The sequence below is a fragment of the Pseudomonas sp. TREG-RG-20F-10-E-6-01 genome, assembly GCF_022662455.1.
Lineage (GTDB): Bacteria > Pseudomonadota > Gammaproteobacteria > Pseudomonadales > Pseudomonadaceae > Aquipseudomonas.
Map to the genome: position 1 here is coordinate 1,295,745 of NZ_JAKNQP010000001.1, position 23,554 is coordinate 1,319,298.

18 protein-coding genes are annotated in these 23,554 nt (G+C 60.8%); 8 read left to right on the forward strand and 10 right to left on the reverse strand.

Annotated elements, in window-relative coordinates:
- The first annotated feature begins 19 nt into the window (after positions 1 to 19).
- Positions 20 to 904: a LysR family transcriptional regulator gene (locus L8K08_RS06155; RefSeq protein WP_242194960.1), complete on the forward strand. Its 885-nt coding sequence runs from the start codon at positions 20 to 22 to the stop codon at positions 902 to 904.
- Between the two features lie 3 nt (positions 905 to 907).
- Here L8K08_RS06155 and L8K08_RS06160 read toward each other — a convergent pair whose 3' ends face one another.
- From L8K08_RS06160 to L8K08_RS06170, 3 genes are all read right to left on the reverse strand, one after another.
- The gene (locus L8K08_RS06160; RefSeq protein WP_242194962.1) at positions 908 to 1,483 is read right to left on the reverse strand and encodes a flavin reductase family protein; all 576 of its coding nucleotides are present in this window, start codon (positions 1,481 to 1,483) and stop codon (positions 908 to 910) included.
- A 60-nt stretch (positions 1,484 to 1,543) separates the two neighbouring features.
- Entirely contained in the window at positions 1,544 to 2,860 is a 1,317-nt protein-coding gene (locus tag L8K08_RS06165) for a methyl-accepting chemotaxis protein (protein WP_242194966.1), read from the reverse strand.
- A gap of 105 nt (positions 2,861 to 2,965) precedes the next feature.
- Entirely contained in the window at positions 2,966 to 3,298 is a 333-nt protein-coding gene (locus L8K08_RS06170; RefSeq protein ID WP_145165503.1) for a DUF2790 domain-containing protein, read from the reverse strand.
- A gap of 226 nt (positions 3,299 to 3,524) precedes the next feature.
- Here L8K08_RS06170 and L8K08_RS06175 point away from each other — a divergent pair, with 226 nt between their 5' ends.
- The 3 genes from L8K08_RS06175 to L8K08_RS06185 all read left to right on the forward strand — a co-directional run bounded on the left by L8K08_RS06175 (position 3,525) and on the right by L8K08_RS06185 (position 7,258).
- The gene (locus L8K08_RS06175) at positions 3,525 to 4,844 is read left to right on the forward strand and encodes an OprD family porin (RefSeq protein WP_242194969.1); all 1,320 of its coding nucleotides are present in this window, start codon (positions 3,525 to 3,527) and stop codon (positions 4,842 to 4,844) included.
- A 357-nt stretch (positions 4,845 to 5,201) separates the two neighbouring features.
- The gene (locus L8K08_RS06180) at positions 5,202 to 5,876 is read left to right on the forward strand and encodes a response regulator transcription factor PcoR (RefSeq protein WP_119736387.1); all 675 of its coding nucleotides are present in this window, start codon (positions 5,202 to 5,204) and stop codon (positions 5,874 to 5,876) included.
- Positions 5,873 to 7,258, forward strand: a complete 1,386-nt coding sequence (locus L8K08_RS06185) for a heavy metal sensor histidine kinase (protein ID WP_242194972.1) — start codon at positions 5,873 to 5,875, stop codon at positions 7,256 to 7,258. The genes L8K08_RS06180 and L8K08_RS06185 overlap by 4 nt, the downstream gene beginning before the upstream one ends.
- Before the next feature lie 253 nt (positions 7,259 to 7,511).
- Here the strand turns inward: L8K08_RS06185 and L8K08_RS06190 are convergent, their stop codons facing one another.
- The 4 genes from L8K08_RS06190 to L8K08_RS06205 all read right to left on the reverse strand — a co-directional run bounded on the left by L8K08_RS06190 (position 7,512) and on the right by L8K08_RS06205 (position 14,029).
- Positions 7,512 to 10,646: a CusA/CzcA family heavy metal efflux RND transporter gene (locus L8K08_RS06190; protein ID WP_242194975.1), complete on the reverse strand. Its 3,135-nt coding sequence runs from the start codon at positions 10,644 to 10,646 to the stop codon at positions 7,512 to 7,514.
- An 18-nt stretch (positions 10,647 to 10,664) separates the two neighbouring features.
- A complete protein-coding gene (locus L8K08_RS06195) occupies positions 10,665 to 11,774 on the reverse strand; it encodes an efflux RND transporter periplasmic adaptor subunit (RefSeq protein WP_242194978.1) in 1,110 nt (369 codons plus the stop codon).
- Between the two features lie 18 nt (positions 11,775 to 11,792).
- A complete protein-coding gene (locus L8K08_RS06200) occupies positions 11,793 to 13,013 on the reverse strand; it encodes a TolC family protein (RefSeq protein ID WP_242194981.1) in 1,221 nt (406 codons plus the stop codon).
- A gap of 110 nt (positions 13,014 to 13,123) precedes the next feature.
- A complete protein-coding gene (locus L8K08_RS06205) occupies positions 13,124 to 14,029 on the reverse strand; it encodes a cation diffusion facilitator family transporter (protein ID WP_106578516.1) in 906 nt (301 codons plus the stop codon).
- Positions 14,030 to 14,245: 216 nt separating this feature from the next.
- Here L8K08_RS06205 and L8K08_RS06210 point away from each other — a divergent pair, with 216 nt between their 5' ends.
- Positions 14,246 to 15,616: a gluconate:H+ symporter gene (locus tag L8K08_RS06210; protein ID WP_242194984.1), complete on the forward strand. Its 1,371-nt coding sequence runs from the start codon at positions 14,246 to 14,248 to the stop codon at positions 15,614 to 15,616.
- 40 nt (positions 15,617 to 15,656) lie between these two features.
- On the opposite strand, the gene L8K08_RS06215 is transcribed toward L8K08_RS06210, so the two are convergent.
- The 3 genes from L8K08_RS06215 to L8K08_RS06225 form a co-directional block, all read right to left on the reverse strand.
- Positions 15,657 to 16,154 carry a DUF4411 family protein gene (locus L8K08_RS06215; protein ID WP_145165490.1) on the reverse strand — a complete coding sequence of 166 codons (498 nt, stop codon included), beginning with the start codon at positions 16,152 to 16,154 and terminating at the stop codon, positions 15,657 to 15,659.
- Positions 16,151 to 17,287, reverse strand: coding sequence for an XRE family transcriptional regulator (locus tag L8K08_RS06220; RefSeq protein WP_242194987.1), 1,137 nt, complete (start codon positions 17,285 to 17,287; stop codon positions 16,151 to 16,153). The genes L8K08_RS06215 and L8K08_RS06220 overlap by 4 nt, the downstream gene beginning before the upstream one ends.
- 70 nt (positions 17,288 to 17,357) lie before the next feature.
- The gene (locus L8K08_RS06225) at positions 17,358 to 18,662 is read right to left on the reverse strand and encodes an MFS transporter (RefSeq protein ID WP_242194990.1); all 1,305 of its coding nucleotides are present in this window, start codon (positions 18,660 to 18,662) and stop codon (positions 17,358 to 17,360) included.
- 185 nt (positions 18,663 to 18,847) lie between these two features.
- Here L8K08_RS06225 and L8K08_RS06230 point away from each other — a divergent pair, with 185 nt between their 5' ends.
- From L8K08_RS06230 to L8K08_RS06240, 3 genes are all read left to right on the forward strand, one after another.
- Positions 18,848 to 20,266, forward strand: coding sequence for a TIGR00366 family protein (locus L8K08_RS06230; protein ID WP_242194993.1), 1,419 nt, complete (start codon positions 18,848 to 18,850; stop codon positions 20,264 to 20,266).
- Positions 20,267 to 20,471: 205 nt separating this feature from the next.
- Positions 20,472 to 22,172, forward strand: a complete 1,701-nt coding sequence (gene acpA / locus L8K08_RS06235; RefSeq protein WP_242194996.1) for an acid phosphatase — start codon at positions 20,472 to 20,474, stop codon at positions 22,170 to 22,172.
- 122 nt (positions 22,173 to 22,294) lie between these two features.
- Complete coding sequence (locus L8K08_RS06240; protein ID WP_242194999.1) at positions 22,295 to 23,464, forward strand: hypothetical protein; 1,170 nt, start codon at positions 22,295 to 22,297, stop codon at positions 23,462 to 23,464.
- Positions 23,465 to 23,554 lie beyond the last annotated feature (90 nt).

The window sequence follows — 23,554 nt, forward strand, 5'->3', positions numbered from 1 at the left end:
TTCAGTAATGACTTTAATCATGGATCTGAACGCCGTTCGACTCTTGGTCCGCGTGGCCGAAACGCGCAGTTTTACCCGCGCGGCCGGGGAATTGGGGCTGACGCAGTCCGGGCTGTCCCGCGCAATCTCGCGCCTGGAAAGCCAGCTGGGCGTGCGCCTGCTGCAACGCAACACGCGCAGCGTGAGCCTCACGCCCGACGGTCAGATGCTGTACGAGCGCAGCGCGCCGTTACTGGCAGAACTGGCTGAAACCGAAAAGCTGATGCTCGACCGGCGCAGCAGCCCGTCCGGCCTGTTGAAAATCAGCACACCGTCGTTGTTCGGTCGCAAGGTGGTGATGCCGGTGATCGGCGAACTGACATTGCGCTATCCCCAATTGCGCATCGAAGCGGTGATGACTGACCGCCTGGTGGATATCGTCGACGAAGGTTTCGACGCATTGCTGCGCACGGGCGAGATCCAGGATCAACGCCTGATCGCCCGTGCCCTGCCGCCGTTGCGCTGGGTCACGGTGGCCTCGCCCGCTTATCTGGCGCGTTGGGGCACGCCGCAAACGGTGGACGAACTCAAGGACCACAGCTGCCTCACTGTGCGTAACTTGCGCAGCGGGCGCATGGTCGATTGGCAGTTAATGAAGGAGGGCAAAGTGCAGGACGTGAGCGTCGAAGGGCGGCTTATTTTCGACATTGGCGATGCGCTGGTAGACGGCGCGGTGGGTGGTTTCGGCATCGCCCAGGTGATGGATTTTGCGGTGCGCGACGACGTGGCCGCCGGGCGCCTGGTGCCGTTGCTGGAAGACGTTGCCGGGCGCAGTCGCGCGATCTCACTGGTCTATCCGCCGTCCCGGCAGTATTCGCCCAAGCTGATGGCGTTTGCCGATGCACTGGCAAACGCCCGCTGGTAAGGCCTACAGCTGGCGCCCGACCACCGGCTCGCCGATGCTCAGGAAATTCCCGCCCGCGATATGGTGCAAGGTGCGCAATTCGTCATGGCCTTCGAAGTGCCAGTGCCCGTCGCTGAACACGCGCGCGTCGGAATAGGCCGCGACGACTTCGCCGAGGAATAAATCGTAGGTCTGTTGGTTATGGGGCTCGGGCAACAGGCGGCATTCCAGCCACGCTACGCAACCGTCCAGCAGCGGCGCTTCGGTGTGCTCACCGTTGAATGTCTGCAAGCCATAGGTGGCGAATTTGTCGGTGTCTGCGCCCGTGGTGTTGCCGACCGTCTGCACCAGATCGGCCTGGGCCACACAAGGCACCTGCAGCACAAAGGTGCCGGCGGCTTCCAGCAGTTGGCGGGTCCAAGTGGCCTTGTCGAGCACCACGGCGACCTTCGGCGGTTCGAAATCAAGCGGCATGGCCCAGGCAGCGGCCATGATATTGCGCTTGCCAGCGTGGGCCGCGCTCACCAATACGGTCGGCCCGTGATTGAGCAAACGGTAGGCCTTGGACAACGGTACGGGGCGACGGTGGGTAGGGCTCATGGAGGAACGGCTCTTCAAGCAAGAAAAAACCTACGATACCTCAAGCACAAGCCCTGCGGGTCAGCTCGACAGCTGATTGGCAAACTGCCCGACCGCGCTCACCACCTTTTGTGCACCGTCCTGGATTTCCACAATCACCGTGCCCGCCTCGGCCGCCAGGGCCAAGCCTTGCTCGGCCTGCAGACGGCCCTCGTTCATCACGGACACCGCATCGCGGGCCATGTCCTGGTTCTGACGCACCACGCCGACAATTTCATCGGTGGCCTTGCTGGTACGCGAGGCCAATTGCCGCACTTCATCAGCCACCACCGCAAAGCCACGGCCCTGCTCGCCGGCCCGTGCTGCTTCGATGGCCGCGTTGAGCGCCAGCAAGTTGGTTTGCTCGGCGATGCCGCTGATGGTCTTGACGATGGTGCCGATCACTTGGGACTGGGCGTTGAGCGCCTCGATGCCATCACCGGCCTGTTGCATGTGCCTGGCCAGATCACGCATGACATCCACCGCCTGCGTCACGACAGTGGTGCCGCGCTGGGCACTGTGGTCGGTTTGCAGCGCGGTGCTGTAGGCAATGTTTGCGGCCTCCGCCACGGCCTGCTCCTGGTTGACCTGGTCGGTGATCACCGTGGCGAATTTGACCACTTTGTACAGGCGGTCATTGGCGTCCAGCACCGGGTTGTAGGTCGCCTCCAGCCACACCACACGGCCATGGCTGTCGACACGTTTGAAGCGCGCCGCAACAAACTCACCGGCGTTCAAACGCTTCCAGAAATGCTGGTACTCGGCGCTGTTGTATTCCTCCGGCTCGCAGAACATACGGTGATGTTTGCCCTGGATCTGCGCCAGGCTGTAGCCCATGCCACCGAGGAACCGGTCGTTCGCGGTCAGCACATGACCGCCGAGGTCGAACTCGATCACCGCAGTGGAACGCACCAGCGCGGTGATCAGGTTCTCATGCTCGCGTGACCCCTCGATGGTGCGGGTGAGGTCGCTGGAGTAAATCGAAAAATGCTTGAGACGCCCGTCAGAACTGCGCACGGGCTGCAGGATCGAGCGCAACCATGCCTCTTTGCCGTTGCCACGCATCAGGCGCACGGTGCCGGCGAAGTGTTCGCCGCGCACCAGGGCATTGTGAAAACGCTGCTGGAATTCGTCCTGGCGCAGGTGCGCAGGCACCAGCTCTTCCATGTGCCGCCCCACGATGTTGGAGGCCTGGTACGACAGCTCTTGCAGGAAGTTGGCATTCGCCCACTCCACCCGGCCTTTGGCGTCCAGCGTCAGGCACAGCATTTCGCTTTCCAGGCTCTCCTTGACCTGTTGCAAGCTGCACAACTCTTCGCGAAGAGCCGACAGCTCCTGCTTCAAACGGGTGTTGAACATGGGGCACCGATGGTCATTTGGGGGAGATGGATCTGACCTGCATCGGCGCTGGCGAGGTTTTCTGAAGCGCTTTTTTGTGGCGTGCCCAACTGTTTTTTGGATCCATTAACTGCCGTTGTTTCGGCAAACACCCATCACCTTGTATTCCACCGTATTGAGCTTGCCGCTGGAGTCTTCATAGGTCATGCGTGAAGGCACGGCATTGCACGAACTGATCGGCGGCGTAACGTTGACGACCTTGGCAATATCCAGCGCCATGCCATAGCGATACGCCTGTACCTGGGGTGCTGGCTGGCCGTTTTTTTCCGCGTAAGCCGCCATGGCTTTTTGATTACGCTCCATCATCAGCGCAAACGTGCGGTCGCCTCCGCCTTCGGCCATCGCCCCCAGTGACAGGACTGCAGCTAATACACCCAAGCCAATTTTATAAAATGTCATTACAGGTTCCTCGGTTGATAAGTTCAGTCACGAGACTAATCAACCAACCCTGTCGCCATGTTCACCAAAAGATTACTTATCTGTTAGATCGCCTTGAGCTTCCAGAATTGTAATGTTCGCGCCACCTGACCGTTATCCCCTGTTTGCAACTATCAGCCCGGGCCAGATCAATAAAAACGCCCCTACCTATAAGAAGCTGAAAACTGCCAACACCCAGGAGCGAAACATGAACATTACTTACTACACCCTTCCCTTTTCATTGATTGCCGCACTGCCTCTGGCAGCCGTGGCGGTGGAAGACACGCCCGAAGGTTTTATCCAAGGCAGCAGCGTAACCGTGCTGGCGCGCAACTTTTACTTCAATCGCGATGACCGCAAGGGCCAGTCCAGCCCGACCGGCAATGGGTATTCCGAAGCCTGGGCGCAGGGTTTGATCGGCAAATTCGAATCCGGTTTTACCCAAGGCACCGTAGGCTTTGGCCTGGATGCGTTTGCCATGTACGGCCTGAAACTCGACTCGGGCACCGGTCGCAGCGGCGGCAAGGGTTCGTTCGGCGTGCTGCCGGTGGACAGCGACAATCACCCCGAAGGCAGCTACAGCAAAGTCGGTGGCGCGGCGAAATTGCGCGTGCTGGACACGGTTATCAAGGCCGGCGATGTGTTCCCGCTCACGCCGGTGGTGGCCTACGGCGATTCGCGGTTGTTGCCGGAAAGCTTTCGCGGCGTCACCGCGCAGAACACCAGCCTTGAGGGCTTGAGCCTGCAAGGCGGACGCCTGAGCGGCATGAGCCAGCCAAGCGAAAGCGGGATGAACAAGGGCTTTGCGACCTTTTACGCGGGCAAGGTCGACTCACCCTGGATCGGCTATTTCGGCGCAGAGTACGCCGTCAACAAACACCTGAACGTGAGCCTCTACAGCAGCCGCCTGAAGGACGCCTGGGACCAGTACTACGTCGGCAGTGCCGCCAGTTACCCACTGACCGACGACGTGTCGTTATTCGGCGATTTCAACTATTACAAGGCCGTGGACGAAGGCAAAAAGCTGCTGGGCAAATTCGACAACAACATCTGGAGTGCCAGGCTCGGGGTAAAGGTCGGGGCCCACAGCGTGGCCCTCTCGCACCAGCGCAACAACGGCGATGACGACTTCGATTACCTGCGCCAATCGGACTCGATTTTCCTTAATAACTCGATCCAGTACAGCGACTTCAATTCGCCCAAGGAGCGTTCGTGGATGGCCCGTTACGACCTCGACATGCAGGCGTTCGGTATACCTGGCCTGTCGCTCATGACCCGTTATGCCAAGGGCACCGGCGCCGATTACAGCCATGCCAACGCGGTGTACATGCGCCGCGATGCAACCGGCAATCCGCTGACCGATCAACGCCGCTGGGAGCGGGATGTCGAGGCCAAGTACGTGGTGCGAAGTGGCAGCCTGAAGGATTTGTCATTGCGCTTGCGCCAGGCCACCGTGCGCTCCAGTGCGTTTGAGTCGGACCTGGAAGAAGTTCGCCTGATTGCGGAATACCCATTGGTCGCACTTTGAACAATCGCCCAGTTGAGTGCTTACATTCGTTCGCGCTTGACTAACATCTGTTCACAAATTGCTATCTATCAAAACTGTAACATTGGCCCCAGCTTCCCGTTAAGTTGAACTTCCTATACTCGCTTCAACTTGTCAGCAACGAGCAACATTCGTCTCTGAAGCTTTTTTTTAGCTCCTTTGGAAAGAGATGATTTTTTAACGCCCCTCTGGGGCGTTTTTTTTGGGCGCAGGCTTGGTCGCGACCCATTGCCGCAGTTGACCCTGAAGCTGCTTCACACTTCAGAATTTTCCTACTCACAACACACCTGATTCCATAGGGAAATGGAACCCTTCTCTTTCAGTAAAAGGTAAATCCCCATGCGTATCCTTGTGGTTGAGGACGAGCAAAAAACCGCTGACTACCTGCAGCAAGGCCTGAATGAAAGTGGCTACGTCGTGGACTGCGCGTCCAATGGCATTGATGGCCTGCACCTGGCTGAGCAGCACGCCTATGAGTTGGTGATTCTTGACGTCAACCTGCCGGGCAAGGATGGCTGGGAAGTGCTGGAGCAATTGCGCCGCAACGGCACCCAGCGCGTGATGATGCTGACCGCCCGCGGCCGGCTGGCCGACAAGATCAAGGGCCTGGACATGGGCGCCGATGATTACCTGGTCAAACCCTTCGAGTTTCCCGAATTGCTGGCGCGGGTACGCACCCTGCTGCGGCGCAGCGAGCACATCCCACAGCCGGAAGTGTTCAGCGTGTCGGACCTGGAACTGGACCCTCGCCGCCATCGCGCGTACCGCGGCACACGGCGCATTGACTTGACCACCAAGGAGTTCGCACTGCTGCAGGTGCTGATGCGCCAGACCGGTGAAGTGCTGACCCGCACGCAGATCATTTCGCTGGTGTGGGACATGAATTTCGACTGTGACACCAACGTCGTGGAAGTTTCCATCAGCCGCCTGCGGGCCAAAGTGGACGATCAGAGCGAGGTCAAGCTGATCCACACCATTCGCGGCGTGGGTTACGTGCTGGAAGCACGGCCATGAAAACCGGCAGCCTGTCGATGCGCCTGGGGTTGACGGTCAGCCTCATGGGCGCCGGCCTGGTGCTGTTGCTGGCGACGTTGGCGTACCTGGCCCTGACCCACGAACTGGAAAAACTGGCGCGCAAAGGCCTGGAAAGCAAGATGGAACAGATCCAGCACAGCCTGTCTCAAGGCCTCGACGCCCACGCCATCCGGGCGCGCCCGCATTCGCTGATGGACCTGGTGATCGGCCATGACAATTTTTACCTCACTATCGTCGGCACCGCGCCCGATGAAACGGTGCTGCTGAGCATCGGTGCCAAGCCTCAGGAGCCGCTGCTGACAAACTTCACACCGCGAGAAACGCTCGGCTACCTCAATTGGGCCGACAGCAATGGCAACCAGGTGCTCAGCGCCTCCAGCCTGATGCGCCTGGCCAGCGGCGAACGCGTACGCGTGCTGTTGTCGCTGGACCGCAGGGACGATCAGGCACTGCTCAGTGCCTATCTGCGCGCCACCGTGATCGCCTTGCCCATGTTGTTGATACTGATCGGCATGGGGGCCTGGTGGCTGGTGCAACGCGGGCTTGCTCCGTTGAAGCAGTTCAGCCATGTGGCGGCCAAAGTCACCACCCAGGACCTGACCCATCGCTTGTCCGTCGACAACCTGCCCAAGGAACTGGGCGAGTTGGCGCAAGGCTTCAATGTGATGCTCAACCGCCTGGACGCCGGGGTGCAGCAACTCTCGCAATTCTCTGACGACCTTGCTCACGAATTGCGTGCACCGCTGACCAACCTGATGGGCAAAGCCCAGCTCACGTTGTCGCGCCAACGCCCACCGGACGAATACAAAGCAGTGCTGGAATCCAACACCGAAGAGCTGGAGCGCCTGGCACGCATCGTTTCCGACATGTTGTTTCTGGCCCAGGTCAGCCACCCGGCAGCGCGAGCTTCGTTTACCGCAGTATCGCTGGCGGACGAAGCTCATCGGGTCATGGATTTATTTGCCCTGAGTGCCGAAGACAAACAACTGACCCTGACCCTCAACGGCGAGGCCCAGGTGCACGGCGATCGCCTGATGATTCAACGCGCCCTCTCCAACCTGCTGTCCAATGCAATCCGCCATAGCCCGGCGGGCGCGCATATTTCGTTGCGGGTGGAGGCTTACGGCAACAGCGTGTCGTTGTCTGTCAGCAACCCAGGCCCGGGGATTGAAGTGCACCACCTGCCGCACCTGTTCGAACGGTTCTACCGTGTCGACAGCAGCCGCGCGCGCACCGAGGGCGGAACCGGCCTGGGACTGGCCATCGTGCGATCGATCATGACCCTGCACCAGGGGCAAACCGACGTGCGCAGTTCGCCCGGCGCTTTCACCGTGTTTCGCCTGGTGTTTCCTCAGGTGTAAGCCCCTTGAGGGTGAGCCTGCTTGTTGTGCCAAGCGCACTTGTTGCGGCAGCGGCGTTGTTGTGGCAGCGGGCCTGTTGTGGCGAGCGGGCTTGCCCCGCGTTGGGCTGCGCAGCAGCCCCCATCAAGGCCACCTCGGTATCCCTGATATACCGTGGCGAAAGATTTGGGGCGGCTTCGCCACCCAACGCGGGGCAAGCCCGCTCGCCACAACAGGCCCGCTCGCCACAGTAAGCGGGCTCACCCCACCCGCGTCATTCCTCCTTGCGGTGCGCCCACTGATACAACGCCGGCAGCACCAGCAAGGTCAGCAAGGTAGAGGAAATAATCCCGCCGATCACCACCGTCGCCAACGGGCGCTGTACTTCGGCGCCGGTGCCGGTGGCCAAGGCCATGGGTATAAACCCCAGGGAAGCCACCAGCGCGGTCATCAACACCGGGCGTAAACGTGTGAGCGCCCCTTCGTGGATCGCCACCGACAGTGAACGCCCTTCCTCGCGCAGGTTGCGGATGAAGGCAATCATCACCAGCCCGTTAAGCACTGCCACACCGGACAACGCAATAAACCCCACCCCCGCCGAGATCGACAACGGAATATCGCGCAGCCACAGCGCCATGATCCCACCGGTCAACGCGAACGGAATCCCGGTAAACACCAGCAAGCCATCCTTGAGGTTGTTGAACATCATGAACAACAGCCCGAACACCAGCAGCAACGCCACCGGCACAACAATACGCAAGCGCTCGGAGGCCTCCTTCAGCTGTTCGAACTGGCCGCCCCAAGTGGTCCAGTAACCCGCCGGGACCTTCACCTGAGTGCTGATGGCAGACTCGGCCTGTTCGACGAACGAACCGATATCACGCCCGCGCACGTTGGCGCTGACAATCACCAGGCGCTTGCCGTTCTCGCGGCTGATCTGGTTGGGGCCCAGTACCAAGTCCAGGCTGGCGACCTGGGACAAGGCAATAAAACCCAACTGGCCCGAGGCGTTACTGGCCAGCGCCGGCACCGGGATCAACAGCCGCGACAAGCCCTCGATATCGGTGCGCAGCGCATCGGATAAACGCACGACCATGTCGAAGCGGCGGTCACCTTCGTACAGCGTGCCGGCTTGGCGGCCACCCACGGCGACAGCGATGGTGTCCTGCACGTCGCCCACGTTCAGGCCAAACCGCGCGGCCTTGTCGCGATCAATATTGATGGTCAGCACCGGCAAGCCAGAGGTCTGCTCCACCTTCACTTCCGAGGCGCCATCAAGCGTTTGCAAGGTCTCGGCGATCTCTGCGGCGGTCTTGTTGAGCACTGCCATGTCGTCGCCAAATACCTTCACCGCCACGTCACTGCGCACCCCGGAAATCAACTCGTTGAAGCGCAGCTGGATCGGCTGCGACAGTTCATACGCACTGCCCGGCACAATCGCACTGGCGCGCTGGATATCTTCGATCAGCGTCTCGCGGGATTTCGCTGGATCAGGCCACTGATCCTTGGGCTTGAGCATCACATAGCTGTCGGAAATATTCGGTGGCATCGGGTCGGAAGCGATTTCCGCGGTACCGGTGCGCGCAAAGACTCGCTCGATTTCCGGCACCTGGGCCATCAAGGTTTTTTCCAGCTGCTGCTGCATCTGCACCGATTGCGTCAGGCTGGTACCAGGCACACGCAGAGCCTGTTGAGCGAAGTCGCCTTCACTGAGGCTGGGGGTAAATTCGCTGCCCATGCGGCTGGCCACCACGCCCGAAGCGACAATGGTCAGCACCGCCAGGCCGAACACCAGCGGGCGGCGCGTCATGACCCAATCCAGCACCGGCGCATAGGCCCGACGCGCCGTGCGCATCACCAGGTTTTCCTCTTCCTTGACCTTGCCGGTGACAAACAGCGCAATCGCGGCCGGCACAAAGGTCACCGACAGAATCATCGCGCCGAGCAAAGCGATGACCACGGTGAACGCCATGGGGTGGAACATCTTCCCGGCCACTCCGGTGAGGGCGAAGATCGGCAGGTACACCACCATGATGACCAGTTGCCCGAAGATCAGTGCGCGCCGCGCTTGCTTGGCCGCAGCGAACACTTCGTGCAGGCGCTCACTGCGGGTGAGCAAGCGGCCATGGCGCTGCTGCGCATGGGCCAGCCGGCGAATGGCGTTTTCGACGATCACCACCGCGCCGTCGACAATAATTCCGAAGTCCAGCGCGCCAAGGCTCATCAGGTTGGCACTGACTTTGTTGGTAAACATGCCGGTAAAGGTGAACAGCATCGCCAGCGGAATCACCATCGCGGTGATCAACGCCGCGCGGATATTACCCAGAAACAGAAACAAAACCGCGACCACCAGCAGCGCGCCTTCGAAGAGGTTTTTCTTCACGGTGGCGATGGCTTTTTCGACCAGGTTGGTGCGGTCATAAACGGTAACGGCGACCACGCCCTGAGGCAGCGAACGGTTGATCTCTTCGAGTTTTTTCGCCACCGCCTGGGACACGGTGCGGCTGTTTTCACCGATCAGCATGAACACCGTGCCCAGCACCACTTCACGGCCATTTTCCGTGGCGGCGCCGGTGCGCAGCTCACGGCCGATGTCGACTTGCGCCACATTGCGCACGCGGATGGGCGTGCCGTCCGACGTGGTGATCACGATGTTGGCAATGTCATCGATCGACGCCACTTGCCCCGGTGCGCGAATCAACAGCTGCTCGCCGCTGCGCTCGATGTAACCGGCGCCGACGTTGGCGTTGTTGCGCTCAAGCGCGGTGACCAAATCGGTCAGCGTCAGGTTGTAGGCCGCCAAGCGTTTTGGGTCCGGGGCGATCTGGTATTCCTTGGCAAAGCCGCCGATGGTGTTGATCTCGGCCACGCCCGGCACGTTGCGCAGCTGTGGCTTGATGATCCAGTCCTGGATCACGCGCAGGTCGGTCGGCGAATAAGACGTACCGTCTTCCTTGAGCGCGCCGTCTTCGGCTTCGACGGTCCACAGGAAAATTTCCCCGAGGCCAGTGGAAATCGGCCCCATCGCGGTTTCGATGCCAGTGGGCAATTGCTCGCGGGCCACCTGCAGGCGCTCGTTGACCAATTGGCGGGCGAAGAACAGGTCAGTGCCGTCTTTGAAGATCACCGTGACCTGGGACAGGCCGGAGCGCGACAACGAACGCGTCTGCTGCAAACCCGGCAGGCCGGCCATGGCGGTTTCGATGGGAAAGGTAATGCGCTGCTCGGTTTCCAACGGTGAAAAGCCGGCCGCCGCCGAATTGATCTGTACCTGCACATTGGTGATGTCGGGCACCGCGTCGATGGGCAACTTCTGATAACTGGCGATGCCGACACCGGCCATCAACAGCACCGCCAGCAACACGATGATGCGCTGCTCGATGGCGAATTGGATAAGGCGCTCAAACATGGGGAATCACTCGCAGGATCAATGGGCGTGCTCGGCCGAGCCTTTACCCAGTTCGGACTTGAGGATGAAGCTGCCTTCGGTGGCCACTTGCGCGCCGGCTTCAAGGCCCTGGCGCACTTCGACGTAGCCGTTTTCACTCACGCCCAGTTCGAGGTGGCGGGTGATGAAACCGTCCGCCGTGCGCACGAATACCGAGGGTTTGTCCTCGACGGTCTGGATGGCGGTTTGCGGCACGGTGACCTTGGCCTGGTAGGTGTCGGTGGCAAGTTGCACAGTCACAAACAACCCTGGGCGCCAGGCATCGTCGGGGTTGGGCACGGTCACGCGCACGGTAGCGGTGCGCGTCTGCTCGCCGAGCAGGTTGCCGACATAGGCCACGGTGCCTTGAACTTCGGTGCCCATTTCAGTGGAGCTGACCTTCACCGGTTTACCGACGCGCACCTTGTTCAAGTCCTTGGGAAACACGCCGAAGGTGACCCACACCTGGGACAAATCCGAGAGCGTGAAGGCGTTGCTGGTTTCGCCGACCACTTCGCCCACGCCCAAGTGTTTTTCCACCACCACACCGGCGAATGGCGCGCGCAGCTCGTAGCGATTACCGCCGGCCAGTACGGCGCTGCCGCTGAGCGCCGTCATCTTCTGACGCGCGTTGGTCAGCGCGATTTCCGCTTCCTGCAAGGTCTGGCGCGCCAGCAGGTAGTCCTGCTCGGCGGAGATTTCGTCCTTCCACAGCTGGCGCTCGCGCTCAAAGGTGGTGCGCGCCAGCTCGACGCGTCGCTCGCTGGCGGCCAACTCGCTGCGCTGGTCGGAAATCTGCTGGCTGGCGATCACGGCCAACAACTCGCCCTTTTTCACCGACTGGCCAAGGTTGACCTTCACCGCCTCCACCACTCCGCCCGCACGCGGCACGATGTGTGAGGTCCGGTCCTCGTCGAAACGCACTTCTCCCGGCAGCGTCAGCAGCGTGCTGATCGCGCGCGGTTGGGCTTGGGCGAGCTGAATACCGGCCGCCTGGATCTGCTGCTCGGTGAGTTCGAGTTTGCCTTCTTCTTCCTCTTCGGCCCGTGCAAAACCAGACAGCATCAGGCCCAGGGCGACGGCGAGCGCCACACCGTGTTTATGCTTCATAAAAGACTCCAGAAAAAATCAAAACCGGGCGAGGTCGCCGTAAATCCGTTCGATGCGCACCCAGGCGTCGGTCGCCTGAGCGGTCGCCACCAGGTATTGGGTGCGGGCTGCGATCAAGGTGCGCTGAGCGTCGAGCACGTCGAGGAAGTTGAACTTGCCCATCTCGAAGCCACGGGTGGCGCTGTCCACCGCGCTCTGGGCGGCGGGCAGGATGTGTTGGTTGAACGCGCGCACTTCGGTGTCGGCGGTTTGCCACAGGTCCAGGGCCTGGCGGGTTTCGGTGCGCAGGCGCAGTTCGACCGCGTTGCGCAAATCGCGGGCCTGATCGGCACGGCGGCTGGCGGCGAGCACATTGCCCTGGTTGCGGTTGAACAGCGGGATCGGCATCGACACGCCCACCAGGTTCACGCGTTCACGCACGCTGGCGTCGTACTGGCTGCCGATGGACACATCGAGGTCGGGAATCCGCTGGGCCTTTTCCAGGCCCACGCTGGCTTCGCTTTGAATAATGTGCAGGTCGGCCAGGCGCAGTTCGGTGGTTTGCTCAAGCCGCGCGAGCAATTGCGCGGCGGCCGGCAAGGGCGGCGCGGATTGGCTTTGCGCGGCCACGTCCTCAAAGTCAGGCGTGGCGCTGCCGGTGCTGGCGGCAAGGCGCCGATAGGCATCGCTGAGGCCGATTTGCGCGCGGTTCAATTCCAGGCGGATCTGCGACACCTGCACCTGCGCGCGCGTGGTTTCCACCGGCGATGACTTGCCGGCGGTGACGCGACCTTTGGCGACCACCAGGCCACGCTCGGCCAGGGCCATCGAGCGTTGCGCCAAGTCGAGGCGCTGCTGGGCACGCAAAGCACTGTAGTAACTGTCGATTACGTCGGCGCGCAGGCCATTGCGACGCTGCTCCAGGGTCAGCGCCGCGGCGTCCTGGGCGCGCGTCGCGACGTCAATGCGCGCGCCACGTTTGCCGCCCAATTCCAGGGTCTGGCTAAGTTTGAGGGTGGTCGTGCGCGTGTTGCGGCGAGTGTCTTCGGCATCCCAGGAAGCCACCGGGTTGGGGATCAAGCCGGCCTGCTGGCGACCGCCCTGGGCAATGTCGATGTCCCATTGCGCAGCAGCCAGGTCAGGGTTGTTGGCGAAGGCGGCTTGCAGGGCTGCATCCAGAGAGAGGGTTTGCGCCTGGGCAGCACCTGCGGCCACCCACAACGCTGCTGCCCCCAAAAGTGTTCTAACGGAAAGTGCCATAACGAAAGTTCCACGCCCATGAAGTCGCTGAGATTTCCCAGCGGGGGGCAATGTAGCTTTCGGTACTTATCAGGGCCGTGGGCGCAACATTACAAATCCGTTAGCCGGGCTCAGGCATGCACCTCGTCATGTTCGTCGTGCACAAAACCCTCGCCTTCCACCTGAATCGTGGCGTGGGAAATATCGAATTGTTCGTGCAGCAATTCCGTCACCTGGCTAAGGATTTTTTGTTCCGTGTTCAGCGCAGCATCCGCCACCAAGTGCGTGCTCAGCACATTTTTGCCACTGGTCAGGGCCCAGATATGCAGGTCGTGCACGTCCTTGACCCCCGGCACACCCCGAATGGCCTGCTCGACCTGATCGATATCGATGCCGTCCGGCACGCCCTGCAGCAGCACGTTCATGCTTTCCTTGAGCAGCGTCCAGGTGCGCGGCAACACCCAGAAACCAATCGCCGCCGCCACCACCGAGTCAACCCAGCCCCACCCGGTGAACATGATCACCACCGCCGCGATCATCACGCCGATGGAGCCGAGCATGTCGCTCCACACCTCCAGATAAGCGCCCTTCACATTCAGGCTTTCACCGCTGGCGGCACTGAGCAGTTTCATCGAGATCAGGTTGACGATCAGCCCCAAAAACGCAATCACCAGCATGCCGGTGGACTGGATCTCAGCCGGTGCCTGCAGCCGTTGATAGGCCTCATACAGAATGTAAAACGCCACGCCAAACAACAGCAGCGCATTGAACGCCGCCGCGAGGATCTCGAAACGCGCGTAGCCAAAAGTGCGCTTGCGGTCGGCCGCGCGCTTTGCGACCTGGATGGCCACCAGAGAAATCGCCAGCGCCAGGGCGTCGGTCATCATGTGCGCGGCGTCGGACAACAGCGCCAGACTGCCGGTAATAAACGCGCCGATCACCTCAGCAATCATGAAGCTGCTGGTCAGCCCCAGGGCGATCCATAGAAGACGCTCGTGACCGGCGCGTACCTGACCGTGGTTATGTCCTGCGCTCATGAAAATTCCTCAATAGGTGGGGTTCGTTGATCATAGAGCTATAGGCCAGATCCCCGCGCAGGGGTTGCAAATTTGTCATCCGCGCGACAGCTCGCCGTTATATCGCGCGCACCAAAATCGCCCATGGACGCTCTGCAACAGTTCTATCAGGTATGCTTTTTGAGCAGGAAACAAAAAGAAACAAATTAGCCAACCTGTTCGATAAGGAGTCCCGTTTTGGAGTTATCGACTGCCGCGTGGATGGTTCACGACACCCGTCTCATGTTCTGCGTTCTGCTGGCCATCGCCAGCATTATTGTGCTGATCAGCGCGACCAAGCTGCCGCCATTTTTATCGATTCTGATCGGTACGTTTATCGCCGGCGTCGGCGCGGGGCTGCCGCCGGAAGAGGTCGCCAAGGCCTTCAGCAAAGGCGCCGGGGCGATCCTCGGTGAGGCCGGGATCATCATTGCCCTGGGCTCGATGCTCGGTGCATTAATGGCCGAATCCGGCGCCGCCGACCGTATCGCCACCACCTTGCTCGGGCTGGGCAAAGGCAAGTCGTTGCCTTGGGTGATGGCATTGGTGGCGATGGTGATCGGCCTGCCGCTGTTCTTCGAAGTCGGGCTGGTGATGATGGTGCCGATCATCTTCGTAATGGCCAAACGTTCGAATCAGCCGCTGCTGAAAATCGCCATTCCGGCGCTGGCGGGCATGACTACCCTGCACGCGCTGATGCCACCGCACCCGGGGCCGCTGATTGCGGTGAGCGCATTGCACGCCGACTTGGGCCTGACCATGTTGCTGGGCTTCTGCCTGGCGGTGCCGGCGGTGATTCTCGCGGGCCCGCTGTATGGCAACTGGCTGTCCAAGCGCATGCAGGTGGATGAGCCGGCCGACATCGGCGCGCTGTTCAGCGCACCGCCCAAGGCACCGCGCCAGCCGAGTTTCGGGGTGTCGTTGCTGATCATTTTGTTGCCGGTGATCTTGATGCTCGGCAGCACCCTGGCCAAAGTCGCGATGGCGCCGGAAAACCCGCTGGCACTGACCTTGAAGTTCCTCGGTGAACCGCTGATTGCCCTCGGCCTGGCTGTCATCGCCGCCGTGATCTGCCTGGGCTGGGCCGCCGGCATGCCACGCGCCGAGGTCGGCAACACGCTGCGCAAAGCCCTCGCGCCCATCGCCGTGTTGCTGTTGACCATCGGCGCCGGCGGAGGCCTCAAGCAAACATTGCTGGACGCCGGCGTCAGCCAGACCATCAGTAAAGTCGCCGAAGGCGCGCACATGCCGTATTTGCTGCTGGCCTGGTTGATTGCCGTGGCCCTGCGCCAGGCCACCGGTTCGGCGACCGTCGCCACGACAACCACGGCGGGCATTCTCGCGCCGATGATGGCGGGTTTGACGGCGACGCAGAGTTCACTGGTGGCGCTGGCGATTGGCGCCGGCTCGGTGTTCTTCTGCCACGTCAACGACGCCGGGTTCTGGATGGTGCGCGAGTACTTTGGCTTGCAATTGAAGCAGACGATCTGGGTGTGGTCGGTGCTGCAAACCATCGTTTCCGTGGTCGGCCTGGTTGGTACGCTGTTGCTCTGGCACTTTCTGACCTGAAGATCTTGTAACGGGGGGGGGCGCGCTCCCCTTCACGTTGTCAGTGATGTAAAACGAAACGAGCGTCGAGCTTACTGAGCAACTCGAAGGTGTTCATGTACGGAACGCCAAACAGAGCACACACGTTGGGAATGGTGTATTTGCGCTTGATGTCAGGGTTGTAGACTTCATGTGTGACAACCACAGCCCCCGTCGTCATCGCCTTGGCGATTAGCCAAGCATCTGCCCCTTCAAGAAACTCTTCCAGTGCTCCGGCCTTCATCACCGGTACTTGCTCGGCAATTCTTGAGACAATATTCCCAAAGGCCACTTGGGTCTGTTGATCACTCGAGTCTTCAAACAGTCCAGCATTACCCTTTACCCACAGCGTCAACTCATCGTTGCCTTTGGCTAGTTCGTCTCTGACTGGAACAATACTGGCAATTTCCAAGGCCTGATGCTGCTGAAGTATCCATGCCCAATAGCCTGGGCAGATCGTCATCCCGTAATAACGGTTCTTGGCCTCGATTAATGTATTCGAATCCAATAGATGCTTCATGCCGATAGTTTCATCCCATAAGTCTTCAGCTTAGCTGGCTGCACACCCAGCAATTTTCCTGCGTCCCGCAACAAAATTCGCCCGCTCTGTGCTTCTGCGAGAACGGCCTTGCTAAACCGAGTGCTGTTCCTGATAGCTGCTGTGCGGTAGTAGTCGCCTCCACTGCCGTCTTTATCTCGATACTCCTGCAAGATCCGGCGGTAGTAAGCGCCGTATTGATCATTACTGATGTAGCCAAGATCACGGGCGCGCCGTGCAATCACCAATGCGCTGACACGAAAGCGTCCGGCCAAAGGCCCCAGGTTTTCTTCCCAGTGAACATCGGCAACCCAATGCGCTCGGAAAATGAGTTCCGGCGCTAGAAACTCTCCAGCCACCGCATTGCAGAAGGCCTCTTCCTGACGGGCGCTTTGACTGCTGCCACCAGACACGCCCGTGCTACCAATCCATATATGCGCCAGTTCATGCATCAATGTAAAAAGCCGCGCCGTGGGCGCGTCCGCACTGTTGATGAAAACCACCGGGGCCATCGGATTGCTGATCGCAAAACCTCGAAACTCACTGACATCGAGTTTCCTGTGGGTGTTGCCCAAGGCAACACCACTTCGCATGACGAGAATTCCGGCCTCTTCCGCACCACTCACCAAAGCCCTCACATAGTCTTCGTAACCCATTCGAGCAAATGCATCCGTCACGCCAAGTACGCGACGAATATCTGCAACAACGTCTTTGATCGGCGAGTGGCTATTGAAATGTCCAACAAAGGGCAACGGGGCTCGTTCGTGATCCTGCAAGTACTCCAAGTACCAGTCTTGCTTACGGAGCACGTCTCTCACTGTGTCCATCAGGTTCAAGCTGGGCTCATCTGGAAAAACGCCACCCACAGTACGCAGGTCTGGAAGAGGCAAATGCTCTAGTGGAGGAGCCCTGAGAAAGAGATAGCCGAAAGGCACGTGCACAATCGCAGCCCACTTTTGCGCCTGGGAGAAGGTGGGAAGACTCTGGCCGCCTTCCCACTCCTTCAGCCGGTCCAATTTGACCATGAGACCTTTGGCAACCTGCGCTTCAGATAGCCCTGCTCGCTGGCGAGACCAGGACAGGATTGCAGGGTTGACATAGGCGACCTGAGACATAGAGGTAAGTGTGCTCGTCAAGATTGGGCGTGACTATAGGAGCGACCTTCCTAACCGTCAATTAATGGCCCTAAGTGCCATTTGTAACAGCGTTTACTGGGTGGCGCTTGCCAAACAGCGCCACACTCGCCACCCCGACCGCGCCCATCACCACGCAATAGCCCACGCAAATCCACGGGCGCGAGGGCATCAGCGCGATCAGCAGCAACGGCGTAGTACTCGCCCACAACGCGTAGGCAATGTTGTAGGTGAAGGAAATCCCCGACACTCGCACGTGCGCTGGAAACAGGCCCACCATCACCGACGGCACCGCGCCCACCACGCCGCAGCTCAAGCCCGCCGCGGCGTACGCCGCGCCCAGCCACAGGCCGCCGTTGATAAGGCTCGCGTACAGCAGCGCAATCCCCACTGGCAGCAACAGGCTGTAGACCAGCACCGCGCGCCAGGCGCCGATACGGTCCACCAGCAGGCCGGCGAGTACGCAGCCGATATTCAGAAAAACGATGCCCAGCGCGCTCAAGGCGAAGGTGCGGCTGGGGCTCATGCCGAAGGTTTTTTGCATCAGGGTCGGGGTGATGACGACCAGCACCACCACGGCCGAGGTGAGTACGCAGGTGAGGATCATCGCCGGCAGCAGCACGGCGCGATGGTCGCGCAGCACGGTGCGCAGCGGCAGTTCGGCGGCCGCCTGGCGGCGGGCCTGCATGTCGAGGAACACCGGAGTTTCGCTGAGCCAGCGGCGCAGCCACACGCCGATCACGCCGAATACGCCACCGAGCAGGAACGGGAAGCGCCAGGCGTAATCGAGGATTTCGGCTGGGGTGAAGACTTGCGCCAGCAGCGTGGCAGTGAGTGCGCCCAGCAGGTAGCCGAAGGTCAGGCCGGCTTGCAGGAAACCCAGGGCGTAACCGCGGTGATGACGCGGTGCGTGCTCGGCGACGAAGGTCCAGGCGCTGGGCACTTCGCCGCCCACTGCGGCGCCTTGCAGCACGCGCAGCACTAGCAGGATCAGCGGCGCGAAATAGCCGATTTGCGCGTAGGTCGGCATGATCCCGATCAGCAGGCACGGCAGCGCCATCATCAGGATGCTCAGGCTGAACACGCGTTTGCGACCCAGGTGATCGGCAAAGTGCGCCATCAGGATGCCGCCGAGCGGGCGCGCCAGGTAGCCGGTCACGAAGATGCCGAAGCTTTGCAGCAGGCGCAGCCACTCGGGCATTTCGGGCGGGAAAAACAGTTGGCTGAGGGTCAGCGCAAAGAATACGAAGATGATGAAATCGTAGATTTCCAGGGCGCCGCCGAGGGCGGCCAGGCCCAGGGTTTTGTAGTCGGAGCGGGAAAAACGCTGCGCCCGTGGGGAGAAGGTGGCAGTCATGTGCAAGCTCGGCAGACAAACAAAATGGCGTGCAGGTTATGAGTTGAGTCCGGTGATGGCAATCACGGCAGATATATTTGTTTTACTCATGGATCGATGAAGATAACTGCATTCCCATATCAATGGCCGTAGCGGAACATGCCGTAAAACTGCCAACACCATAATAAATACAAGAGGAATGACTCGTGGCCGATGCTATCGAAGAAAGCCGCTATGCCCGATTTGCCCTGCGCTGCTCCAACTTCGCCGAACGCTGGTTTCCGGATTCCTGGGTGTTTGCCGCCCTCGCGGTGATCATCGTCGCCGTGGCGACCCTGGGCATGGGCGCCGCACCCACCGAAGCCGCCAAAGCCTTTGGTGACGGGTTCTGGAGTCTGATCCCGTTCACCATGCAGATGGCCTTCGTGGTGATCGGCGGTTACGTGGTGGCCAGTTCGCCACCGGCGGTGAAATTGATTGACCGCCTGGCACGTATCCCCAAAAACGGCCGTTCGGCAGTGGCCTGGGTCGCATTGATTTCCATGGTCGCGTCCCTGCTCAACTGGGGCTTGTCGCTGGTGTTCGGCGGGTTGCTGGTGCGCGCACTGGCCCGCCGCACGGATTTACGCATGGATTACCGCGCGGCCGGTGCTGCGGCCTACCTGGGCCTGGGCGCGGTGTGGGCGCTGGGGCTGTCGTCGTCGGCCGCGCAGTTGCAGGCCAACCCGGCCAGCTTGCCGCCGTCGATCCTGTCGATTACGGGGGTGATCCCGTTCACCGACACGATTTTCCTGTGGCAATCCGGGGTGATGTTGCTGGCGCTGATCGTGGTCTCGTTGATCATCGCCTACGCCACCGCGCCCGGCCCGAACAGCGCCCGTGATGCAAAGGCCTGCGGCGTCGACCCGGCGTTCAACCTGCCCAAGCTTCAAGCGCCCACCCGTCCGGGCGAATGGCTGGAACATAGCCCGCTGCTGGCTATTCTGCTGGCGTTGCTGGCGGCCGGTTGGCTGTTCCATGAGTTTTCGACCAAGCCGGCGATCAGTGCGATTTCGGGGCTGAACACCTACAACTTCCTGTTCATCATGGTCGGCGCACTGCTGCACTGGCGCCCGCGCAGCTTCCTTGATGCGGTAGCGCGCGCCGTACCGACCACCACCGGCGTGCTGATCCAGTTTCCGCTGTATGGCTCCATCGCGGCGCTGATGACGGTGGTCAAGGGCGGCGACGGCCAAACCCTGGCGCACCATATCTCGACCTTTTTCACCTCTATTGCTTCACACGACACCTATGCGCTGTTGATGGGTGTGTACTCGGCGGTGCTGGGCTTCTTTATTCCGTCGGGCGGCGGCAAGTGGATCATCGAAGCGCCTTACGTGATGCAAGTGGCCAACGACCTGCAATACCACCTGGGCTGGGCAGTACAGATCTACAACGCGGCCGAGGCGCTGCCGAACCTGATCAACCCGTTTTATATGCTGCCGCTGCTGGGCGTGTTGGGGCTCAAGGCGCGGGATTTGATCGGCTTTTCGTTTGTGCAGTTGCTGGTGCACACGCCGCTGGTGTTGTTCCTGCTGTGGGCGTTGGGGACGACGTTGAAGTATTTGCCGCCCGTCATGCCCTAACACGGTCAGGGTGGAAGCGGGCTTGCTCGCGAAAATGCCCGCGGGTCAGTGACGGAAACGGTTGACTGACACAGCGCTTTCGCGAGCAAGCCCGCTGCCACATTTCGACCTGAGGCTTTAACCCGGCTGTCTTCTTTTCGTCACATTGCATTGCTACCGTCCTGCGAAATATCTTGAAACAACCACCGCGCAGGGACTCCCAGCAATGAGTGACGAGCACGAAGACCGCCCTTCTCCCGATTCCATCGCCCAACCGCCGGTAGACACCAGCCGCCGGCGTTTCCTGGGGGGCGCGGCAGTGCTGGGGGTCGGCGCGACCTTGAGTGCCTGCGGCAACACCGGTGAAGCACCGAGCACACCGGTGACGCGACCGCTCACACCTCAAGAGCTGGACAAGGCCTTGCACGACCAGGTGAAAACCGTGGTGGTGATCTATGCCGAAAACCGCAGCTTCAACAATTTGTTTGCTGATTTCCCTGGCGTAGAAAAACCACTGTCGGCGCTCTCCGGCGCCGATGCCCAGCAACGCGACCGCGACGGCAGCCTGCTGACCAGCCTGCCGCCAACCTGGGGCGGTGTGTTGCAAGTCGGCCCGCAAAGTGTCGACGGGGTGACCTACCCCAGCGAAGTGCAATTCCAGGAAAACCTGCCCAACGCACCGTTCGCCCTCAAAGGCCCGAACGCCGAAGACCTGCCTTTGAGCCTGGTCACGCGCGATTTGTGGCACGTGTTCTACCAGAACCAGATGCAGATCAACAGCGGCAAGAACGACAACTTTGTGGCCTGGGGCGATTCCGGTGGCCTGGTGATGGGCCATTACGCCCAGAGCCGTTATTCCTTGCGCCTGTGGGATGTGGCCAAGGAGTTTGTGCTGTGCGACAACTTCTTTCAGGGTGCATTTGGTGGCTCGTTTCTTAACCACCAGTACCTGATCAGCGCCACGGCGCCGTTTTATCCGAACGCCGCGCAGTCGGTGGCCAAAGCGCAGATTGCCACGCTGCAAAGCGATGACCCTGCTGATCCGCGTCTCAAGCCGCTGGACAAGTCACCCGCCAGCGCCATGACCGGCCCACCGCAGTTTGGCCCCAGCGCACTGACGCCGGATGGCTACGGCGTGAACACCCTCGCCCCGCCGTACTGGCCGACCTGGATTCGCGACCCGGACAACCCGGATTACTCCAAACCCGACCTGCCCAACGTGCTGGTGCCGCAGACCCACGAACACATCGGCGACAAGCTGTCGAAAAAGAACATCGACTGGGCCTGGTACGCCGGGGCGTGGCAAGCGACCCTCGACCAATTCAAGGACTCGGGCGGCATTCCGAAAATCCCCAACTTTCAGTATCACCACCAGCCGTTCAACTACTTCAAGCAACAAGGGCCAGAAAACCGCGCCGAGCGTGATAAACGCCTGCGCGATGGCGGCTTGGGTGATGAGGCCAGCACCAACAAATTCTTCGCCGACGCCCAGGCCGGCAAGCTGCCTGCCGTGAGCTTCTACAAGCCTCAGGGCAACCTGAACATGCACGCCGGTTACGCCGACGTAGCCTCGGGCGATCGCCACATCGTTCGCGCCTTGAAAGTGCTGCAGGAAAGCCCGCAGTGGAAAAACATGGTGGTGGTGGTGACCGTCGACGAGAACGGCGGCTGGTGGGACCACGTGGCCCCGCCCAAAGGCGACCGCTGGGGCCCGGGCACGCGGGTTCCGGCGCTGGTGGTGTCGCCGTTTGCGCGCAAAGGCACCGTGGACCACACGGTTTACGACACGGCATCGATCCTGCGCTTGATCACCAGGGTGTTCCAGCTGGAGAAACTGGACGGCCTCAAGCAGCGCGATGACGCGATGATTTCCCGCGGCCAGACGCCCATGGGCGATTTGAGCAACGCATTGCAATTCAAGCTGTAGGTTTTCTTATCCAATAACGACACGCCTGGCGATTTAGCACGCGGTTTTCCTGGTCAGCCGCTACTGTGTGCAGGTGGGCTTTCACCCCGCGCAGACGGGCTTTCGCTGACAAGGAACCAACTATGTTCAAACCGACCAGGCTGTCCTTCACCTTGGTCGCACTGCTGGCCAGTGCGCTCGTACACGCCGATATCGAAGTACCACTGGGCAGCACGCAACGCGTCACCCAAGTGTTCGCGTTTCCCAATAACTGCAACGTGATCTGCTTTCGGCCATGGACGCTGGAGCAGACCGCCGAGCACTACCTGAACCAGAGCTTGCAGCGCGACGGGTACAGCCGCGCCAAGGTCAGCGTGAAAACCCATGACGGCGAGGTCGTGGCGACCTTCAGCGGCGTACCTGACCACTACGGCCAGCCCCTCACCACGCTGCTCAACACCGCCGACCTGGCCTACCAAGGCGCCAGCAAGCTCAACACCGACGGCAAATGGGCCTACAACTGGTACCTGTTCCTGCCGCTGGGCATGGCGCTGGAAAACCGCAAAAGCATCGAGCTGCTGCACTTCCCGCCGGATTACTCGCTGACCCAGGCCCAGGATTACCTGGAATCGGCCACCACGGATCGCTGGGCCACGTTGCTCACCGACAACGGCATCCCGGCCACCGAAACCCCGGCCTACCAGACCATCATCGATATCGCCCCCATCGCCGCGCCGTCCAACGCGGGCAAGGACCTGGAAACGGTTTACAGCTATTTCACCGACTATCAGACCCGCATGGTCAAAGAACTGAGCCTGCACGCCAACGGCTCATTACCGATGGTGGCGTTCGGTGCGCCGGTGCGCAGCTGGATCAAACAGCAATACGGTCAGACGGTGGCGGTGTTGGGCCTGGCGCAGATCAGCCCCACCGAGGGCAAACCCGTGTCGGTGCTGGGCGCCAACCACCCCAGCTACATCTGGTATGCGGCAGACCCTGCCACCTACGACGGCAATGAACAAAAAGCCGACGAAGCCGGTTTGAAGGTGATGGGCCAGGATTTGAGCGCTGCCTGCTGGCAAGCCGGCATGGGACAGAAGCCCGCCAGCGATCCGAATGTGTTGCTAAAGGCGTGCATGAACACCTGGCAGGTCACGCGCAAGGAGCAGACCTGTGAGTTGTTTTACACCTCGGTCCGCAACCTGACCCCTGAACAGGCCAACGCCAAATGCGCCACGCCTGCAATCAAGGCCCAGTTGAAACAGTTGAAGGGCGTCGTGCCAGCAGCATCTCTTACCGCGCCAGCGCTATAAAGCGCACAAACAGAACGGTTTCTACTGTCAGATTTGACAGTAGAAATCGAATTCAACTTGGGCGAGTCTGGGGTCGCACACATTCGCTGC

Coding starts and splice junctions, on each gene's coding strand:
- L8K08_RS06155 (WP_242194960.1), top strand. CDS start 20: ATGGATCTGAACGCCGTTCGACTCTTGGTCCGCGTGGCCGAAACGCGC.
- L8K08_RS06160 (WP_242194962.1), bottom strand. CDS start 1,483: ATGAGCCCTACCCACCGTCGCCCCGTACCGTTGTCCAAGGCCTACCGT.
- L8K08_RS06165 (WP_242194966.1), bottom strand. CDS start 2,860: ATGTTCAACACCCGTTTGAAGCAGGAGCTGTCGGCTCTTCGCGAAGAG.
- L8K08_RS06170 (WP_145165503.1), bottom strand. CDS start 3,298: ATGACATTTTATAAAATTGGCTTGGGTGTATTAGCTGCAGTCCTGTCA.
- L8K08_RS06175 (WP_242194969.1), top strand. CDS start 3,525: ATGAACATTACTTACTACACCCTTCCCTTTTCATTGATTGCCGCACTG.
- L8K08_RS06180 (WP_119736387.1), top strand. CDS start 5,202: ATGCGTATCCTTGTGGTTGAGGACGAGCAAAAAACCGCTGACTACCTG.
- L8K08_RS06185 (WP_242194972.1), top strand. CDS start 5,873: ATGAAAACCGGCAGCCTGTCGATGCGCCTGGGGTTGACGGTCAGCCTC.
- L8K08_RS06190 (WP_242194975.1), bottom strand. CDS start 10,646: ATGTTTGAGCGCCTTATCCAATTCGCCATCGAGCAGCGCATCATCGTG.
- L8K08_RS06195 (WP_242194978.1), bottom strand. CDS start 11,774: ATGAAGCATAAACACGGTGTGGCGCTCGCCGTCGCCCTGGGCCTGATG.
- L8K08_RS06200 (WP_242194981.1), bottom strand. CDS start 13,013: ATGGCACTTTCCGTTAGAACACTTTTGGGGGCAGCAGCGTTGTGGGTG.
- L8K08_RS06205 (WP_106578516.1), bottom strand. CDS start 14,029: ATGAGCGCAGGACATAACCACGGTCAGGTACGCGCCGGTCACGAGCGT.
- L8K08_RS06215 (WP_145165490.1), bottom strand. CDS start 16,154: ATGAAGCATCTATTGGATTCGAATACATTAATCGAGGCCAAGAACCGT.
- L8K08_RS06220 (WP_242194987.1), bottom strand. CDS start 17,287: ATGTCTCAGGTCGCCTATGTCAACCCTGCAATCCTGTCCTGGTCTCGC.
- L8K08_RS06225 (WP_242194990.1), bottom strand. CDS start 18,662: ATGACTGCCACCTTCTCCCCACGGGCGCAGCGTTTTTCCCGCTCCGAC.
- acpA (WP_242194996.1), top strand. CDS start 20,472: ATGAGTGACGAGCACGAAGACCGCCCTTCTCCCGATTCCATCGCCCAA.
- L8K08_RS06240 (WP_242194999.1), top strand. CDS start 22,295: ATGTTCAAACCGACCAGGCTGTCCTTCACCTTGGTCGCACTGCTGGCC.